Annotated in this window: 14 protein-coding genes; 4 read left to right on the top strand and 10 right to left on the bottom strand. The window is 70.6% G+C overall.

All coding sequences use genetic code 11. From position 1 onward, the window contains the following. Nucleotides 1-244: 244 nt before the first annotated feature. Nucleotides 245-649, bottom strand: a complete 405-nt coding sequence (locus ACWCHM_RS00680; RefSeq protein ID WP_454221247.1) for a cobalamin B12-binding domain-containing protein — start codon at nucleotides 647-649, stop codon at nucleotides 245-247. A 385-nt stretch (nucleotides 650-1,034) separates the two neighbouring features. Between ACWCHM_RS00680 and ACWCHM_RS00675 the strand changes: the two genes are divergently transcribed. Together ACWCHM_RS00675 and ACWCHM_RS00670 are read left to right on the top strand one after the other, a co-directional pair. Next, nucleotides 1,035-1,751, top strand: coding sequence for a M23 family metallopeptidase (locus tag ACWCHM_RS00675; RefSeq protein WP_145921671.1), 717 nt, complete (start codon nucleotides 1,035-1,037; stop codon nucleotides 1,749-1,751). A 343-nt stretch (nucleotides 1,752-2,094) separates the two neighbouring features. After that, on the top strand, nucleotides 2,095-2,862 hold the full coding sequence (locus tag ACWCHM_RS00670) for a M23 family metallopeptidase (RefSeq protein WP_454222990.1): 768 nt from the start codon (nucleotides 2,095-2,097) through the stop codon (nucleotides 2,860-2,862). Between the two features lie 58 nt (nucleotides 2,863-2,920). Here the strand turns inward: ACWCHM_RS00670 and pcrA are convergent, their stop codons facing one another. After that, entirely contained in the window at nucleotides 2,921-5,323 is a 2,403-nt protein-coding gene (pcrA, locus tag ACWCHM_RS00665) for a DNA helicase PcrA (protein WP_454221246.1), read from the bottom strand. Between the two features lie 214 nt (nucleotides 5,324-5,537). On the opposite strand from pcrA, the gene ACWCHM_RS00660 reads away from it, so the two are divergent. Continuing rightward, a complete protein-coding gene (locus ACWCHM_RS00660; RefSeq protein ID WP_454221245.1) occupies nucleotides 5,538-7,388 on the top strand; it encodes a bifunctional metallophosphatase/5'-nucleotidase in 1,851 nt (616 codons plus the stop codon). 268 nt (nucleotides 7,389-7,656) lie between these two features. Further along, nucleotides 7,657-8,025 carry a chorismate mutase gene (locus ACWCHM_RS00655; protein ID WP_204957772.1) on the top strand — a complete coding sequence of 123 codons (369 nt, stop codon included), beginning with the start codon at nucleotides 7,657-7,659 and terminating at the stop codon, nucleotides 8,023-8,025. 139 nt (nucleotides 8,026-8,164) lie between these two features. On the opposite strand, the gene ACWCHM_RS00650 is transcribed toward ACWCHM_RS00655, so the two are convergent. The 8 genes from ACWCHM_RS00650 to ACWCHM_RS00615 all read right to left on the bottom strand — a co-directional run bounded on the left by ACWCHM_RS00650 (nucleotide 8,165) and on the right by ACWCHM_RS00615 (nucleotide 18,008). Beyond that, entirely contained in the window at nucleotides 8,165-9,178 is a 1,014-nt protein-coding gene (locus ACWCHM_RS00650) for an ABC transporter ATP-binding protein (protein WP_204957771.1), read from the bottom strand. Further along, nucleotides 9,171-10,199: an ABC transporter ATP-binding protein gene (locus ACWCHM_RS00645; RefSeq protein ID WP_421490520.1), complete on the bottom strand. Its 1,029-nt coding sequence runs from the start codon at nucleotides 10,197-10,199 to the stop codon at nucleotides 9,171-9,173. Before ACWCHM_RS00645 ends, ACWCHM_RS00650 begins: the two co-directional genes overlap by 8 nt. A gap of 26 nt (nucleotides 10,200-10,225) precedes the next feature. Then, nucleotides 10,226-11,197 (bottom strand): ABC transporter permease, encoded by a 972-nt coding sequence (locus tag ACWCHM_RS00640; protein ID WP_204957770.1) that lies wholly within the window; start codon nucleotides 11,195-11,197, stop codon nucleotides 10,226-10,228. Nucleotides 11,198-11,272: 75 nt separating this feature from the next. After that, nucleotides 11,273-12,199 carry an ABC transporter permease gene (locus tag ACWCHM_RS00635; RefSeq protein ID WP_204957769.1) on the bottom strand — a complete coding sequence of 309 codons (927 nt, stop codon included), beginning with the start codon at nucleotides 12,197-12,199 and terminating at the stop codon, nucleotides 11,273-11,275. Between the two features lie 156 nt (nucleotides 12,200-12,355). Beyond that, a complete protein-coding gene (locus ACWCHM_RS00630; RefSeq protein ID WP_204957768.1) occupies nucleotides 12,356-13,999 on the bottom strand; it encodes a peptide ABC transporter substrate-binding protein in 1,644 nt (547 codons plus the stop codon). A 715-nt stretch (nucleotides 14,000-14,714) separates the two neighbouring features. Continuing rightward, nucleotides 14,715-15,914: a thioester domain-containing protein gene (locus ACWCHM_RS00625; RefSeq protein WP_239484973.1), complete on the bottom strand. Its 1,200-nt coding sequence runs from the start codon at nucleotides 15,912-15,914 to the stop codon at nucleotides 14,715-14,717. A 164-nt stretch (nucleotides 15,915-16,078) separates the two neighbouring features. Continuing rightward, nucleotides 16,079-16,765, bottom strand: a complete 687-nt coding sequence (locus ACWCHM_RS00620) for a response regulator (RefSeq protein ID WP_421490084.1) — start codon at nucleotides 16,763-16,765, stop codon at nucleotides 16,079-16,081. Nucleotide 16,766: 1 nt separating this feature from the next. After that, the gene (locus ACWCHM_RS00615) at nucleotides 16,767-18,008 is read right to left on the bottom strand and encodes an ATP-binding protein (RefSeq protein WP_281902857.1); all 1,242 of its coding nucleotides are present in this window, start codon (nucleotides 18,006-18,008) and stop codon (nucleotides 16,767-16,769) included. Nucleotides 18,009-18,088 lie beyond the last annotated feature (80 nt).

Here is an 18,088-nt window from a genome sequence, read left to right as displayed (position 1 = left end):
TGATGTCGGAGCGCTGATCAGCGCGAAGACGGGAGCGGCCGATGCCCTGTCGGTCGAGGGGTGGCGGCGGGGCATCGTGCATAGAAGGGCCGGGCGTGTGAGGGGTGCGTCCGGCCCTTCACCCTGCCCGGATTCGGCAACCCGCCCCTCCCGGCCACCGCCTCACCGTACGACGCGACGGCGGCGGCCCGGAACGGGTCCACCACCGTCGGTGTACGGACGGGTGCGGCGCACCCGCAGGTCGTCAGGCGACCGGCTGGGCCACGTTGGCGCGGACCCACTCGACGATCGACTGGGTGGTCGCCCCCGGCGTGAAGATCTTCCTGACGCCGATCTCCATCAACTCGGGGATGTCGGCGTCCGGGATGATGCCGCCGCCGAAGACGACGACGTCCCGCGCGTCCCGCTCGGCGAGCAACTCCAGCACCCGGCGGAAGAGCGTCATGTGCGCACCGGAGAGCACCGACAGGCCGACCGCGTCGGCGTCCTCCTGGATGGCGGTCTCGACGATCTGCTCCGGGGTCTGGTGCAGGCCGGTGTAGATGACCTCCATACCCGCGTCACGCAGGGCACGCGCCACCACCTTGGCACCCCGGTCGTGGCCGTCGAGGCCCGGCTTCGCGACGACTACCCGGATACGAGAGTTCATCAGCGCACACCCTTCACGGCTCCGCGGCTACCAGCTGAACGAACGGTAACCCGGCCCACCGGGGGTGGAGAACCCGGGCCGGACCCCTACCGTCCCGGCCCGCCCCGGGGAAGCCGGACGCCTCCGCCGATCGGTCACTGTGCGCGACGAACGGGCAGGAAGGGGGACAGCCGTCCGGCGCGTGGAGCTATGACAATGATGGACGGAAAGGGACAGAACGAATCGCCGATCCGGGGGGCACGCTTGTGACCGGAGCGGCGGAGGGCTAACGTGTCCACGGTTGTCATCAGGTCCACGGACGGGTGATGACGCGATCAACGATCGTCGGGGCGGCTGCGCCGATCGGTCGGAGGTTGCATCGGATCCCCGACAACGGAGGGTGTGCGTGCGCCAGCGCCTGTCGTCTGAGCCCGATAGATATCGCGGCCGTCGCCGCGTGCCCACCCCCCCGCGGAGCCGCTACGCGGCGGTCGTGACCACCGCTTTCGTCGGCGCCGGGATCGTCGCGCTCGGCGCGGGGGCGATGCCGGACGCCAAAAGCGTCAGCCCGTCGGTCCTCGACGAGCTGCGGCAGGCCTCGATCACCAGCCAGGACGCCGCCGCCCGTGCCGACGCCGCCGACCGGGCCACCCGCAGCGACGCCCGGGACAGCCAGCCGGGCGTCAGTGAGCAGGACCCGTGGCTGCTGCCCATGCAGGGCTACGACTTCAACTCCCCGTACGGCATGCGCTGGGGCAAGCTGCACACCGGCATCGACCTGGTCGCGCCGGAGGGCACCCCCTACGTGGCCATCCACTCCGGCACGGTCACCAAGGCCGGCTGGTTCGGCGGCTACGGCTACGCGGTGATCGTGCAGCACGCCGACGGCAGCGAGGCCATCTACGGCCACTCCTCGGCGGTGAGCGTGCACGAGGGCCAGCAGGTGAAGGCGGGCGACCAGCTCGGACTGGTCGGCAACACCGGCCACTCCTACGGCGCGCACCTGCACCTGGAGGTCCATGTCAAGGGCCAGCCCCTCGACCCGGTGCCGTGGCTGCAGGAACGCGGAGTGGACATCAAGCTGCAAGTCGAGGCGTACTACACCGAAGCAGCCGCTTCCTGACGCTCGGTAACGCCTGCTCACCGCCCGGATCTACGGATCCGGGCGGTTTTTCGTGCGGCCAAGTCTGCTGCGTCACACTCCGCAGTGTGACCGAGCCCACGGTCGGGCCGGTGGAGGCAACAGGTCAGACGACACCCCGACGGGACATAGCCGGTCAGGCCGCCGGACGATCCGGGCTACCCGTCGGTACCCCTACCCGGCCAGGCGCGCTTCGACACCCAGGATGGTCCGGGTCCGAAACCCCCTGAGTAGTTGAAGGTCCACCGTGCTGGAAGACAACAACCGCCCGGACGACGGCACCACCCGCGCCGGGAACCCCACCCGCACCGGCCCCGGAGCCCGGATCTCGGCCGCCGTGGTCCGGCACCGCAGGCGTCACCCGCGGGGCGTACGCACCCTGACCCTCGGCCTCGCCGCGCTGGTCGGCCTCGGCCTGGCCGGGGTCGCCACGGTCACCGCCCTGGACCGGGACGACACCCCCGAACCGGCGGCCGTCGCACTCGACGCCCGGGAGCGGGCCGAGGCCGCCGCCCGCGCCGACCGGTCTACCCGCGAGTCGGCCGCCCCGGCCAGCCCCACCGCCGTGCCGAGCCCCACCAGCGCCAGTCCCACCCCGACGGCCACGGCCACCCGAAAGGCCGCCGTGAAGCCGAAGGTCGCCGCGAAGCCCAAGGTCACCGCGCGGAAGACGACCGCGCCGAAGCCGAAGCCGTCCTGGGTGATCCCGATGGCCGGCGCGCAGATCACCTCCTGCTACGGGGAGCGCTGGGGCACCCTGCACGCCGGCATCGACTTCGCCCTGCCGGCCGGCACCCCGATCCGCGCCGCCGCCGCCGGCACGGTCGTCAAGGCCGGCGACGTCGGCGACGGCTACGGCATCTCGGTCTTCATCGACCATGGCAACGGCTACCTGACCCACTACGCCCACCAGAGCAGCGTGAAGGTCGCCGTCGGAGACCGGGTCGGCGTCGGCGAGGTGATCGGCTACGAGGGCTCCACCGGCGACTCCACCGGCCCGCACCTGCACTTCGAGGTGCACCAGGGGCAGATGTGGAACCAGATCGACCCGGCGCCGTTCCTGCGCGCCCGGGGCATCGACGTGGCCTGCTGAGCCGTACCACCGACGGGCCCGGCCGGCAGCACGCCGGACCGGGCCCGTCGGTGTCGGCTCAGAGCTTGTCGAGCGGGGCGTGCCGCAGCACCAGCCACATGGTCTGGTCGCCGAAGTCGATCTGTGCGCGGGCGCTCGGCCCGTGCCCCTCGACCGCGAGCACCCGCCCCAGGCCGTAGCGCTGGTGGTTGACCCGGTCGCCGGCCGACACCTTCGGCCCCTGCGGCAGCTCGCTGGCGGTGGCCAGCCGACTGGCGTCCACCCCGAGCCGTTTCGCCAGCTCCGCCGCTCTCGGAGTGCCCCCGGTGAAGCCGCTCCGCCCGCCGGGCGCGCGGTCCGCGCGCCCGCCGACGCCGCCGCCCCCACCGGCCCACGAGGTGTACGTCCCCTCGGTGCGCTCCCAGCGCACCAGCTCCGGCGGCAACTCCTCCAGGAAACGCGACGGCGGGTTGTACGACGGCTGTCCCCAGGCCGAACGGGTGACCGCCCGGGACAGGTAGAGCCGCTGCCGGGCCCGGGTGATGCCCACGTACGCCAGCCGCCGCTCCTCCTCCAGTTCCCGGGTGTCGCCCAGCGACCGCAGGTGGGGGAAGACGCCGTCCTCCAGGCCGGTCAGGAACACCACCGGGAACTCCAGGCCCTTGGCGGTGTGCAGGGTCATCAGGGTGACCACGCCCTGGTGGTCGGGGTCGTCGGAAGGGATCTGGTCGGCGTCGGCGACCAGCGCCACCTGCTCCAGGAAACCGGCCAGGGTGGCCCGCTCGTCGTCGGCGCCCAGCGCCTCGATCCGCTCGGTGTACTCCCGGGCGACGCTCACCAGTTCCTGGAGGTTGTCGACCCGGCCGGCGTCCTGCGGGTCGACGCTCTCCTCCAGCTCGGTCAGGTAGCCCGAGCGGGTCAGCAGCGCCTCCAGCACCTCCTCCGGGGTGCCCTCCTCGGCCAGCTCGCGGGCCCCGTCGAGCAGGGCGACGAACTCGGCGATGGAGTTGGCGGCCCGGGTGGAGATGCCCGGCGCCTCCCGGGCCCGGCGCAGCGCCGCGCCGAAGGAGATCCGCTCCCGGCTGGACAGCGCCTCGACGCACGCCTCGGCCCGGTCGCCGATGCCCCGGCGCGGGGTGTTCAGCACCCGGCGGAGGCTGACCGTGTCGTCGTCGTTGACCACCGCGCGCAGGTAGGCCAGCGCGTCGCGGACCTCCTTGCGCTCGTAGAAGCGCACCCCGCCGACCACCTTGTAGGGCAGGCCGACCCGGATGAACACCTCCTCGAAGACCCGGGACTGGGCGTTGGTGCGGTAGAAGACGGCGATGTCGCCGGGGCGGGTCTCCCCCGCGTCGACCAGCCGGTCGACCTCCCGGCCCACCCAGTCGGCCTCGGCGTGCTCGGTGTCGGCGACGTAGCCGACGATCTGCTCGCCCGCCCCGGCGTCGCTCCACAGCCGCTTGGGCTTGCGGGAGGTGTTCCGGTCGATCACCGCGTTGGCCGCGTTGAGGATGGTCTGGGTGGAGCGGTAGTTCTGCTCCAGCAGGATGGTGCGGGCGTCGGTGAAGTCCCGCTCGAACTCCAGGATGTTGCGGATAGTCGCGCCCCGGAACGCGTAGATCGACTGGTCGGCGTCGCCGACCACGCACAGCTCGGCCGGGGCGAGCCCCTCGGTGCCGGCGACCAGCTCCTTGATCAGGGTGTACTGCGCGTGGTTGGTGTCCTGGTACTCGTCGACCAGGACGTGCCGGAATCGGCGGCGGTAGCTCTCCGCGACGTGCGGATGCGCCTGGAGCAGGTGCACCGTCGTCATGATCAGGTCGTCGAAGTCCAGCGCGTGCGCCTCCCGCAGCCGCCGCTGGTAGAGCGTGTACGCCTCGGCCAGCGCCCGCTCGTTGGGGCCCGTGGCCCGGCCGGCGAACTCCTCCGGGTCGGTCAGCTCGTTCTTCAGGTTGGACACCTGGGCAGCCAGCCCCCGGGCCGGGTAGCGCTTCGGGTCGAGATCCAGTTCCCGGGCGACCAACTGCATCAGCCGGCGGGAGTCGTCGGCGTCGTAGATGGAGAAGGTCGACTTCAGGCCGGCGTGCTCGTGCTCGGCGCGCAGGATGCGCACGCAGGCGGAGTGGAACGTCGACACCCACATCAGCCGGGCGCGCGGACCGACCAGGTGGGTCACCCGCTCCTTCATCTCCCCGGCGGCCTTGTTGGTGAAGGTGATCGCGATGATCTCGCCGGGGTGGACGTCCCGCGCGGCGAGCAGGTAGGCGATCCGGTGGGTGAGCACCCGGGTCTTGCCGGAGCCGGCCCCGGCCACGATCAGCAGCGGTGAGCCGGCGTGGACGACCGCGTCCCGTTGGGGACCGTTCAGGCCCTCCACCAGGTCCTGCGGATCGAGGCGACGGGCGGGGCCGGGCCGGCGCGGCGGAACCGACTCGGGCTCGGGCGCGGGCGGGGACGCGGGGATGTCGAAGAGAGGATGCATCGCACGGCGAGTCTATGCCGTCGGCCGGACACTTCCCGCCCGCGCACGCCCGGCACGGATCGTGCCCCGCCACCGGGCGCACGCCCCGGCCGCCGACCGGCCGGACTGAGACGAACCTGTCACGGTGGCCCCACTGGCATCTTCCGCCCCGAGGCGCGACGATGACCCGGGAAATCCCCGCCTGCTCCCCCGTAGACGACTTGGGAGAACAAATATGAGTCACCCGCGCTCGCGCGGTCGGGCCGTGCTGCGTCACCTCGCCGCACCGGCCCTCGCCCTGGCCGTCGTGGCCAGCCTGCCCATCACCGGCCGCGCCACCACGCCGCCGGCCGACGCCGCCCCCGGTGCCGGCCTCGCCCCGGTCGCCGTCTCGTACGCCACCGCGACGGGTGGCGAGGTCAAGGGCCAGTTCCTCAGCTACAACGACTTCCACGGCGCGATCGACCCGCCCGGCGGCAGCGGCGCCACCGTCAACGGCACCCCGGCCGGCGGGGTGGAATACCTCGCCACCTGGCTGAAGAAGCTGCGGGCCGAGGCGAAGGCCGAGGGCCGGGTCACCACCACCGTCGGCGCCGGCGACCTGATCGGGGCCACCCCGCTGGTCAGCGCCGCCTTCCACGACGAGCCCACGATCGAGCTGATGAACCAGGTCGGCCTCGACGTCAGCTCGGTCGGCAACCACGAGTTCGACGAGGGCGTCAAGGAGCTGCTCCGGATCGACAAGGGCGGCTGCCACCCGGTCGACGGCTGCCAGGACGGCGACGGCTTCGCCGGCGCGAAGTTCACCTACCTGGCCGCCAACACCATCAACAAGAAGACCAAGCTGCCGATCCTGCCCCCGATCGACGTGAAGTTCGTCGGCGGCGTGCCGGTCGGCTTCGTCGGGGTCACCCTGGAGGGCACCCCGGGCATCGTCAACCCGGCCGGGATCAAGGACGTCACCTTCACCGACGAGGTGCAGACCGCCAACAAGTGGGGCGGCCTGCTCAAGCTGTTCGGCGTCAAGGCGATGGTGCTGCTGGTGCACGAGGGTGGCGCGCAGTCCGCGCCGCCGGCCACCCCGGGCGTCTCCGACTGCGCCAACTTCTCCGGCCCGATCGTCGACATCGTCAAGGGCCTGCGGCCGGAGTTCGGCGTGGTGGTCTCCGGACACACCCACCGCTTCTACTCCTGCTCGCTGCCGAACTCCTCGGGCAAGCCGAGCGTGGTCACCAGCGCCGGCAACAACGGTCAGCTGGTCACCGACATCGACTACTCGCTGGACCGGCGTACCGGCCGGTTCACCGGCATCACCGCGAAGAACGTGATCGTGGAGAACGGCGTGCGCAACGCCGACGGGACCTGGCAGCAGACCGGCGGGGTGTTCGCCAAGAACCCGGCGCTGGTCGACGCGGGCGCGAAGACGCTGGCCGACAAGTACCGCACCGCGGTCGCCCCGATCGCCAACCGGGTGGTCGGGAAGATCAGCGCCGACATCGTCCGGGATGCCCGGCCCAACGGGGAGAGCCCGCTGGGTGACGTGATCGCCGACGCGCAGCTGGCGTACACCAGGGGCGACGGGGCGCAGCTCGCGCTGATGAACCCGGGTGGCGTGCGGGCCTCCCTGGCGTACGGGGCGTCGACCGGTGGCGAGGCGCCGGGCGAGGTCACCTACGGCGAGGCGTTCACCGTGCAGCCGTTCAACAACCTGGTGGTCACCCAGACGTTCACCGGCGCGCAGCTCAAGGACGTACTGGAGCAGCAGTTCGTCGGCTTCAAGGGGCAGACCACCCAGCGCATCCTCCAGCCCTCGGCCGGGCTGACCTACTCCTACGACAGCACCGCGCCGGCCGGCTCGCGGGTCAGCGCGCTGGCCCTGAACGGCACCCCGGTCGACCCGGCGGCCAGCTTCCGGGTCACCACGAACGACTTCCTCGCCAACGGCGGGGACGGGTTCACCGAGCTGGCGGGCGGCACCGGCCGGACCACCGCCCCCGGCTTCGACGTGGACGCTCTGGTGGCGTACCTGGGTGCCGGCACGCCGGTCGCCCCCACGGCGGCGGACCGCATCACCCGGCTGGGCTGACCGGCGGGAAGGGCCCCTCGTCGGCGCGGGCGCGCGGCGACGAGGGGCCCTTCTCTCAGCCGTCCGGGTGCTTGCGCGCACCGGCCACCGGTCGGCATACTCGACGACGTGATCGAGCGGCAGTTCTTTTTTTACTACGGCACCGGGAGTCCGGCAGCCGTGGGTCGCGCCTGATCGACAGACCTACGAAAGCCCCGGGCTCGGAGAGCCCGGGGCTTTTTTCGTCCCGGGATCCGAACACCGGGCCCGAGACCCGAGGGGTACGACGATGATGACTGACGTGGTGGAGTCCAGCGGTGGCCCCGCGCGGCACGACGATCCGGCCGGGGCCGAGCCCACGGAGGCGGACCCGACCGGTGCCGCTGCCGCCCGGACCGGCACCGGCGACACGGTGGCGGCCGAACGGATCGTGGCGATCAGGGAACGGATCGACGAGATCGACCGTACGCTGATCGCGCTCTGGCAGGAGCGGGCGGCGCTGTCCCAGGAGGTCGGGGTGACCCGGATGGCTTCCGGGGGCACCCGGCTGGTGCTCTCCCGGGAGCGGGAGATCCTGGAGCGTTTCCGCAGCGAGCTGGGGGCCGACGGCACCCAGTTGGCGTTGCTGCTGCTGCGGGCCGGGCGCGGGCCGCTGTAAACGGCGACCCGGCGGACACGGGGTGCGGTAGCGGCACTGCGGTGGACGCGGGCCGCGGTGAGGGCGTCCCGGGGACCGTGGTGGAACGACGGACCGCCTGCCGCCGTCGGGTGGACGGTGGCAGGCGGTCCGGGTGGTGTCACGCCTCGTGCGTGGCGACGATCTCCCGCTTCTCGGCGAAGTGGCAGGCGCTCGGGTGGTCCGAGCCGGGGCGGATCTCCAGCAGCGGCGGCTGCTCGGCGCAGACGTCCTGCGCCTTCCAGCACCGGGTGCGGAACCGGCAGCCCGACGGCGGGCTGATCGGCGAGGGCACGTCACCGGTGAGCCGGATGATCGCCTTGTTCTCCCGCAGCGTCGGGTCCGGCACCGGCACCGCCGACAGCAGCGCCTGGGTGTACGGGTGGGTCGGCCGCTCGTAGATCTCGTCCTCGGTGCCGATCTCGACGATCTTGCCGAGGTACATCACCGCGACCCGGTCCGACAGGTGCCGGACCACCGACAGGTCGTGCGCGATGAACACGTACGACAGGCCCAGCTCGTTCTGGAGCTTCTCCAGCAGGTTCATCACCTGGGCCTGGATCGAGACGTCCAGGGCGGAGACCGGCTCGTCGCAGACGATCACCTCGGGGCGCAGGGCGAGCGCGCGGGCGATGCCGATGCGCTGCCGCTGGCCGCCGGAGAACTGGTGCGGGTACCTGTTGATGTGCTCCGGGTTGAGGCCGACCAGGTCGAGCAGTTCCTTGACCTTGTCCCGGCGGCTGCCGCGCGGCGCGACCTCCGGGTGGATCTCGAACGGCTCGCCGATCAGGTCGCCGACGGTCATCCGCGGGTTCAGTGAGGTGTACGGGTCCTGCATGACCAGCTGGATCTGCCGGCGCAGCCGCCGCAGCGCGCCACCGGAGAGCTTGGCGATGTCCTGGCCCTTGTAGTGCACCGTGCCGGCGGTCGGCTTCTCCAGGTTCATCAGCACCCGGCTCAGCGTCGACTTGCCGCAGCCCGACTCACCGACCACGCCCAGCGTCTCGCCGGCCTTGAGGTCGAACGAGACGCCGTCGACGGCCTTGACCTGGCCGATGGTCTTCTTGAACACGATGCCCCGGGTGACCGGGTAGTGCTTGACCAGGTCGCGGACTTCGATGATGTTCTCAGTCACGGTTCACCAGTTCCTCGGCGAAGTGGCAGGCGCTGGCCCGACCGGTGCCGATCTGCAACAGCGGGGGGACGGTCTCCCGGCACACCGGCTGCGCCATCGGGCAGCGCGGGTTGAACGGGCAGCCCGGCGGGATGTTCATCAGGTTCGGCGGGAGGCCCTTGATGGTGCGGAGCTGCTGCCCCTTCTCGTCCAGCCGGGGGATCGAGTTGAGCAGGCCGAGGGTGTACGGGTGCGCCGGCTTGGCGTACAGGTCGTAGACGTCGGCTTCCTCGACGATCCGGCCGGCGTACATGACCGCGATCCGGTCCGCGACGTCGGCGACCACGCCGAGGTCGTGGGTGATCAGGATCATGCCCATCCGGCGTTCCCGCTGGAGTTCGCCGAGCAGGTCCATGATCTGGGCCTGCACGGTCACGTCCAGCGCGGTGGTCGGCTCGTCGGCGATCAGCACCTCGGGGTCGAGCGCCAGCGACATCGCGATCATCGCGCGCTGCCGCATGCCGCCGGAGAACTGGTGCGGGAAGTTGCTGAAGCGGCCCTTGGCGTTCGGGATCTTGACCTGGTCGAGCATCTCGATCGCACGCTTCTTGGCGTCCGAGCGGCTCATCCCGCGCCGGACCCGGAACTGCTCGGCGATCTGGAACCCGACGGTGAAGACCGGGTTCAGGGCGGAGAGCGAGTCCTGGAAGATCATCGCGATGCCCTCGCCACGGATGCGGCGGCGCTCCTCGGCGGACATGGTGAGCATGTCCTTGCCGTGGAAGCGGACCTCGCCGCCGGTGACGAAGCCGGGGGGCATGTCCAGGATGCCCATGATGGTCTGCGCGGTGACGCTCTTACCGGAGCCGGACTCGCCGAGCACGGCGAGGGTCTCCCCCGCGTCGACGTGGTACGTGACCCCGTTGATGACCTTGGCGACGCCGTCCCGGGTGCGGAACTCCACCCGCAGGCCGTCGACCTCGAGCAGCCGACCGGAGGGGCGGCCGGATCCGTCGGCGCCGGGCGCGGACTGCTCGGACACGAGAATGTCGGACAACTCAGTCTCCCCTATCGGAGCTTCGGGTCGAGGGCCTCGCGGACCGCCTCGCCGAGCATGACGAAGCTCAGCACGGCGGTGACGAGGAACGCGGAGGGGAAGAAGAGCAGGAAGGGCGAGACCCGGAGGTAGTTCTGCGCTTCATTGATCATGATGCCCCAGGAGACCACCGGGCTCTGCAGGCCGATGCCCAGGAAGGACAGGGTGGCCTCGGCGCCGATGAAGGAGCCGATCATGATCGTCCCGTAGACCAGCAGCGGTGCCAGGCAGTTCGGCAGCAGGTGCTTGAAGATGATCCGACCGGTGCTGGCACCCATCGCCCGGGCCGCCACGATGTAGTCGGCCTCCTTGGTGGCGAGCACCGAGGAACGCATCAGCCGCATCACCACCGGCCAGCTCAGCAGCACCAGCGAGCCGATCACCAGGAGCTTGATCTCCCACTCGCCGTTGTCGGAGCCGGCGCCGTTGAACGTGGTGAGGATGACGATCGCACCGAGCACGAACGGCAGACCGAAGAAGATGTCGGTGATCCGGGAGAGCAGGCCGTCGATCCAGCCACCCTTGTAGCCCGCGATGATGCCGACCGTCCCGCCGATCAGCAGGGTGCCGATCGTGGAGAGCAGCGAGACCACGATCGAGGCGTTGGCGCCGTAGATGACCCGGGCGTAGACGTCACGGCCCTGCACGTCGTAACCGAACCAGGCGTCCGACGACGGCTCGACCCGGCTGCGGGCCAGCACGCCGTCGGTCGGGTTGCCGGAGGTGAACAGCGACGGGAAGGTCGACATCACCACGAAGAGCACGATGAAGACGGCGGAGATCCAGAACAGCGGCTTGCGACGCAGGTCGAGCCAGGCGTCGCCGAGCAGGCTACGCGGCTTCTCCTGCTTGCCGCCGGGGCCGGCGGTGGCCGGGGAGCTTGCCTCAGTCAACTGCTCGGGACGGGGCGTGCTCACGATCGAAGCGGCACTCGGGTCGCTCATGCCTGCACCTCGCTGCGCTCGGCGCCGGCCTGGTTGCCCGCGCACACTGCAATGACGGTTCGTTCGCTGCTGCGCTCACTCATAGCGGATCCTCGGGTCCAATGCGGCGTAGAGCAGGTCCACCAGCAGATTCATCACCAGGTAGACGAGCACCAGCACGACCACGATGGAGACAACGGTAGCGCTCTCCTTGGTGACGATCGCCCGCAGCACGGTGCGGCCGATGCCGTTGATGCCGAAGATGCCCTCGGTGATGATCGCGCCGCCCATCAGGGCGCCGAGGTCGGTGCCGAGCAGGGTCACCACCGGGATCAGCGAGTTGCGCAGCAGGTGGATGCCGACCACCCGGCGCATCGGGAGCCCCTTGGCGATCGCGGTACGCACGTAGTCGGCCCGGCGGTTCTCCGCGATGCTGGTGCGCGACACCCGGGCGATGTACGCCATCGACGCGCTGCCCAGCACGAAGCCCGGTAGGAGCAGTTCGGTGATCCGCATCTCGTTGGAGACGGTCGGCTTGACGATGCCGAGCTTCACGCCGAAGAACCACTGGAGCACGAAGCCGACCACGAAGACCGGCAGCGCGATCAGGAAGAGCGTGGAGACCAGGACCAGGTTGTCCAGGAAGCCGTTGCGGCGCAGGCCGGTGAGCACACCTGCGGTGAGGCCGATGACACCCTCGATGATCAGGGCCACCAGGGCCAGCTTGAGGGTGTTCGGGTACGCGGTGGCGATGATCTCGCCGACGTCGCGCCCCGACCAGGTGGTCCCGAAGTCGCCTTGCAGGAGGTTCTTCATGTAGGTGGCGTACTGCACGAACCAGGGCTGATCCAGCTGGAACTTCTCGGTCATCATGGCCCGGTAGTTGTCCGGGCAGCCACGGTCACCGCACTTGCCGGCGAACGGGTCCCCGGGGACCTTCCACACCAGCAGGTAGATCATCAGCGTCGTCCCGATGAACACCGGGACGAGTTGGAGCAGCCGTCTCACCAGATAACGGCCCATGGGGTGGTCCTCCTGACAAGGGGTGTGCCGGGGGCGGGGGTGCGGCCGACACGGGTGGCGACAACGTGGCGAGGGGGTGGGGTGCACCCACTCGCGGAACGGCCCCGGGTCGGGCTCACCGGTAGGCGAGCCCGACCCGGGGTCAGACCGTTCGGATCAGAGCTCGACGGAGGTGATGTCGAGCTCGCCGACGTTGGTCAGCTCCATCTTCTTGATCTTCTCGGAGTGACCGGACTGCTGGCCACCGAAGTAGATCGGCATCGACGGAACGTCCTGGTCGACCTTCTCGACCGCCTTGGCGAACAGCTCGTGCGAGGCCTCCAGGCTCGGGGCGGAGCTGGCCTGCTTGGCCAGGGCGTCCACCTCGGGGTTGCTGTAGAGACCGTCGTTCGAGGAACCACCGGTCACGTAGAGCGGGTTGATCCAGTTCTCCACGTCCGGGTAGTCCTGCTGCCAGCCGGCACGGTAGGCGCCGTCCATCTTGTGGGCGTTGATGTTCTGCCGGAAGACCGCGAAGGTCGGCACACCGACGGCGACCGCGTCGATACCCAGGTTGGTCTTGATCTGCTGGGCGACGGCCTCCATCCAGTCCTTGTGGCTGGCGTCGGCGTTGTAGTACATCTTCAGCTGCCCGGTGAAGCCACCGGCCTCGGTCAGCAGGGTCTTGGCCTGGGCCGCGTCGAAGGAGCACGCGGTGCAGTTGCCCGGCTTGGCACCCGGGGTCAGCGGGTTGGCCCAGCTGTCGGCCGGCTTGCGGTTACCGAAGAAGATCTTGTCGGTGATCTCCTGCCGGTTGATCGACAGCGAGATCGCCTTGCGCAGCTTCGGGTTCTGGAAGCGCTTGTCGTAGATCGGGAAGGCGATGATGCCGGTCGACGGCGTGGTCGACGGGATCGCCCGGTCGCCCAGGTCGGCCTTCCACTTGTCGCCGGCCAGCGAGGAGACCGGCACCTGCTGCTGGAAGTCCAGGTTGTTGGAGACCAGGTCGTTGTAGGCCGCCGTGTCGTCCTGGTAGATCTTGACGGTGACGTCCTTGATCTTCATCTTGTCGCGCAGGTTGTAGTCGTCGAACCGCGTCAGCTTGATCGCGACGTTGTTCTCCCACGAGACGAAGCTGACCGGGCCGTTACCGATCGGCTTCTTGCCGAAGGTCTCGGCGCCCTGCGAGAAGAAGGCGTCCGGCAGCGGCATGAAGGTGCTGTAGCCGAGCTTGGTCGGGAACACGGCGGTCGGCGCGGCGAGCGTGACCTCGAAGTTCCAGTCGTCGACGACCTTGAGGCCGGACATCTCCTTGGCCTTGGGCTCGGGGGCCTTCTTCGGGCCGTCGCCGTCCGGGTCGGAGGTGTTGACGTCGGCGAAGCCGGCGATGTCGGCGAAGAAGCTGGCGTTCTGCGCGCCGTTCGGCGAGTACGCGCCCCAGTTCCAGGCGTCCACGAAGTTCTTGGCCTTGACGACGGTGCCGTCGTGGAACTTCGTGTTCTGCTTGATCTTGATCTTGTAGACCTTGGAGTCGCTGGTCTCGATCGACTCGGCCAGCGCGTTCTGCGGCGCACCACCGTTGTTGGGGTACTCGACCAGACCGGTCCAGAGCCAGTCGATGATCTTGCCGCCACCGGTCTCGGTGGTGTTCGCCGGAACCAGGGGGTTCTCCGGCTCGGTGCCGTCGATGACGATGGCACCGTCCGAGCTGCTGGCGCCGCTGCTGCCTTCGTCGTCGCTACCGCTGGAGCAGCCGGACGCGATGAGCGCGAACGCCGCACCCATCGCGATGGCGCCGCTCGCCCGCTTCGAGACTCTCATTCCGAGGGGCCTCCTCTTTCTAACCTGGTTCCGTCGTGGGTTTCACGCACGTTGGGGGGTGACACCGCACGGCGATCATGTGTTACAGATCACCGGTTACCGCAGAGAAATCGGGACACCCCAGGGGTACCGATCCGCCGGGCCACCACACTCCCGCACTCGGCCCCCGGGCAGGCTCGACGACCACGATCCGTGCCATGGGCAGCGGTGACGTGGTCGGTCGGGACACACGGGTGCCTCACGTCAGGGGTGAGGTGCTGCCACTGTGACACCCACCGGCCCATTACGTGAAGGTGCCGTTATCAAGCCGTTAGTTGCCCGCCATGTTGCCGATACTTGAGAAAAGATCATGAGATGCCCTGGTCGTACCGCTCTGAGCAGGAAAGACAGCAAGTCTGCTGCAGCAGGTAGTGACCGACGGGTAGCAAGTGTGAGCTTTCCCGCCGTCCCGTCACGACGGTTGGACGTCCACCGAGAGTTGCCCGATTTCGACCATCCGGATGATGGCAACTTCCGCCGCGCGGAGACAAGTCCCGGCCGGCCGGCCGACGACACCGGCGCAGGTCCGCACCGGTCCCTCCGGACCGCGTGACCACCCGGACGGCGTCGCCGGACCGGAACACCCCCCGACCCGACGGAAACGCGCCGGAGCACCCCCGACGGAAACGGGCCGGCCCCGGCACCATCGGGGTGCCGGGGCCGGGGTGTCCGTACCTCAGACGGTGAAGCGGATCCGGCGGCGGCGGACCAGCAGCACCGCCACCGCGCCGAACGCGAGCAGCGCCATCCCGGCCAGGGCGGCCAGGGCGATCGGCGACCCGGTCAGCGGCAGGCCGCCGCCGTTGCTGGCCGGCGAGGTCGACGGAGCCGGGCTGGCCGGCGGCGACGAGGAATCCGCCGGGGTCGACGGCGACGGGGACGCCGCCGAGGACGACGGGGAGGGCGACGGCGACGGCGACCCGGACGGCGAGGCCGACGGCGACGGCGAGGCCGGGGCGGCGGCGAAGGTCGCCGCCGCGTCGGCGGTGACCGAGGTGCCGGTGCTGCCACCCAGGATCAGCTTCTGCTTGGCGTTCTTGCCGCCGGAGAAGAGGAAGACCCGCCCGAAGGAGACCGAGTCCGGGGCGGAGACGGTCACCGTGACCCGGCCGGCGGCGGTGGCGGTCAGCCAGAACCGGCCACCGTTGGTGGTCGCGGCGACGGGACGCCCCTCGGCGTCGACGGCGCTGCCGCCCTCGACCTTGAGGGCGATCTCCCCGGCCGGTCCGTGCACGGTGAACGGCCCGGCCCGCCCGCCGGTGGTCGCGCTGGCCGAGGCCGGATCGAGGCTCAGCTCGGCCTTCGGCTCCGGCTGGTCGGTGGCGTTGCGCACCAGGTAGTCGTGCACCCGGCGGATCACGTCGTACTCGGCGGCGACGGTCAGCCCCCGCTCCCAGTCACCCAGGGTGATGCCGTCGCTGAACTGCCAGACGGCCGTCTGGGTGCCGAAGTAGAGCAGCGTGTCGCGCCGGGAGTCGGGCAGCCCGGCGGGCAGGGTGGCACCGGCCGCGGCGAGCAGCTTCGCCCGGTCGGCGTTGGGGTAGCCGTGGGTGAGCACCCACTGCACCCGGCCGAGGTTCTTCACCTCCGACTCGTCCCAGCTGCCCTCGGCGTACTCGCCGTTGCGGGCCACCGGGGTGTGGAAGTCGATGCAGAAGACCGGCACGGTGCCGTCCTTCAGTTCCAGGGCCAGCGCCGAGGTCTTCTGCGCCCGACCGTCCAGCTTCAGGGTGACGCTGGTGCCCGGCACCGCCCGCGCCACGCCCTTCGTCGCCGGCTCGGCGGCGGCCGGACCGGCTGCGGCGAGCACCAACGCGCCACCGGTGACGAGCGCCGTGACGGTACCCGCCCAGCGTCGTCCTCGTTCTCCGAACATCAGTTCCGTGCACCTCTCCCCAGGGGTTGGCCCGCTCCGGGCCGGTGTGCGTCGCCCCCGGGCGGGGTCGTGACACCACCCGCACGCGCGAAGGCGACGGGGCATTATGCGACACGAATTGATCTCTTGTCAGCCCTGGGATGATGCTCCCGGAATGGGAGGTGTCAGACGAGTCGTCGGTCCGCCGCCCAGCGGGACAACTCATACCGGTTGGACATCTGGAGCTTGCGCAGCACGTTCGACACGTGCGTCTCGACCGTCTTGATCGAGATGAACAGCTCCTTGGCGATCTCCTTGTACGCGTACCCCCGGGCGAGCAGGCGCAACACCTCGCGCTCGCGGTTGGTGAGCTGGTCCAGCTCGGGGTCGGCGACCGGGGCGTCCGGCCGGGCGGCGAAGGCGTCCAGCACGAATCCGGCCAGCCGGGGGCTGAACACGGCGTCCCCGTCGGCCACCCGGCGGATCGCGTCGGTCAGCTCGTCCGGGGAGATGGTCTTGGTCACGTAGCCCCGGGCGCCCGCCCGGATCAGCCCGATCACGTCCTCGGCGGCGTCGGACACGCTCAGCGCGAGGAACTTCACCTGCGGGTGGCTGCGGCGCATCGCGTCCAGCACCGCCCGCCCGCCGCCGTCGGGCATGTGGACGTCGAGCAGCACCACGTCCGGCCCGGTGGCGGCGATCCGGGCGACCGCCTCGGCCACCGTGCTCGCCTCCCCCACCACCTCGACGTGCGCGCCCAGCTCGGCCCGGACCCCGGCCCGGAACATGGCGTGGTCGTCGACCAGGAAGACCTTCAACCGGTGCGCCCGGTCCGCCGTGCCCGCCCCCGCATCCATCGGCTGTTCCGCCATCTCAGCTGCCCCTTTCCGCCGTGGAGCCGGTGCCGGTGATCGGCAGCATCAACCGGACCTCCGTCCCCTCTCCGGGCTCGGAACGGATCTCCGCCCGGCCACCGTGCCGCTTCATCCGCCCGATGATCGACCCTCGGACCCCGTGCCGGTGATCCTCCACGGTATCCGGGTCGAAGCCCTTGCCCCGGTCCCGGACGAAGACGCTCACCTGCTCCGGTTCGACCTCGGCATAGAGCGACACCGTCTGCACCCCGGCGTGCCGGGCCGCGTTGACCAGCGCCTCCCGGGCCGCCGCCACCAGCGCGCCGACCCGCTCGTCGGTCCCCCGGTCACCCACCACCACCGCCTCGACGGTGATCGCGAAGGTGTCCTCCACCTCGGCGGCGGCCTGCTCCAGCGCCGCCGCGAACCGCTCGGTCGGCGAGGCGGTCGGTTTGTAGAGCCAGTTGCGCAACGACCGCTCCTGGCCCCGGGCGAGTCGCTGCACCGTCTTGACGTCGCTGGCGTTGCGCTGGATCAGGGCGAGGGTGTGCAGCACCTGGTCGTGCACCATGGCGGCCAACTCGGCCCGCTCCTGCTCACGGATGCGCCCCTCCCGCTCCGAGCGGAGCTGGTTCCAGATGCGCCACAGCATCGGGGCGGCCACCACCCCGACGCCGACCAGCCCGACCAGCGCGAAGATCACGCCGTTGACCACCGCGTCGAGGTTCTGCACCGGGGAGTAGACCGCCGCCACGCCGATGATGCCGACGGCGACCAGCACCGCGCCACCGGCGAACCGGAGCACGAGTGCCCGCCTGTCGGTCTCCTCCACCACCGCGCCGAGCCACGGCACCGGCATCGAACCGCTCCACTGCCGACGACGCTCCGGCGCGGCCTGGTGCCAGATCACCCCGGCACCGACCGCGATGATCGCCACCAGCCAGCCGGCGGTGCCCGCCGCGCCGACCGAGTCGAAGACCAGCACCTGGACCAGCAGCACACCGAGGCCGATCGCCACGAACGGCAGCAGCTGCCCGGGGTCCCGCCGGGGCGGCACGGCGGTGTCACCCGGCCGCAGCGGCACCACCGCCCAGAACGCCGCGTACAGCAGCAGGCCCAGGCCGCTGAGCCCGAGCAGCACCATGAACGCGACCCGGACCCGCAGCACCGAGATGCCGAGGTGGTCGGCGATGCCGGCGGCCACCCCGGCGGCCAACCGGTGCTCCGGCGCCCGGTAGAGGCGGGGTGGCGGCGGGGTCACGACGCTGATGGGAGGCTCCCCTGATCACGGTGGGTGGCGGACGGACACCTGGCGGTACGGTGCCGCTCCGATCGTCACAC

This window comes from Micromonospora sp. SCSIO 07396 (genome assembly GCF_053667945.1).
This window is presented reverse-complemented; position numbering and strand designations above follow the sequence as displayed.

Excerpts from the sequence above, each read along its gene's own strand:
- ACWCHM_RS00680 (WP_454221247.1), bottom strand. The coding sequence starts at position 649 with ATGAACTCTCGTATCCGGGTAGTCGTCGCGAAGCCGGGCCTCGACGGC.
- pcrA (WP_454221246.1), bottom strand. The coding sequence starts at position 5,323 with ATGCATCCTCTCTTCGACATCCCCGCGTCCCCGCCCGCGCCCGAGCCC.
- ACWCHM_RS00660 (WP_454221245.1), top strand. The coding sequence starts at position 5,538 with ATGAGTCACCCGCGCTCGCGCGGTCGGGCCGTGCTGCGTCACCTCGCC.
- ACWCHM_RS00655 (WP_204957772.1), top strand. The coding sequence starts at position 7,657 with ATGATGACTGACGTGGTGGAGTCCAGCGGTGGCCCCGCGCGGCACGAC.
- ACWCHM_RS00640 (WP_204957770.1), bottom strand. The coding sequence starts at position 11,197 with ATGAGCGACCCGAGTGCCGCTTCGATCGTGAGCACGCCCCGTCCCGAG.
- ACWCHM_RS00635 (WP_204957769.1), bottom strand. The coding sequence starts at position 12,199 with ATGGGCCGTTATCTGGTGAGACGGCTGCTCCAACTCGTCCCGGTGTTC.
- ACWCHM_RS00630 (WP_204957768.1), bottom strand. The coding sequence starts at position 13,999 with ATGAGAGTCTCGAAGCGGGCGAGCGGCGCCATCGCGATGGGTGCGGCG.
- ACWCHM_RS00625 (WP_239484973.1), bottom strand. The coding sequence starts at position 15,914 with ATGTTCGGAGAACGAGGACGACGCTGGGCGGGTACCGTCACGGCGCTC.
- ACWCHM_RS00620 (WP_421490084.1), bottom strand. The coding sequence starts at position 16,765 with ATGGCGGAACAGCCGATGGATGCGGGGGCGGGCACGGCGGACCGGGCG.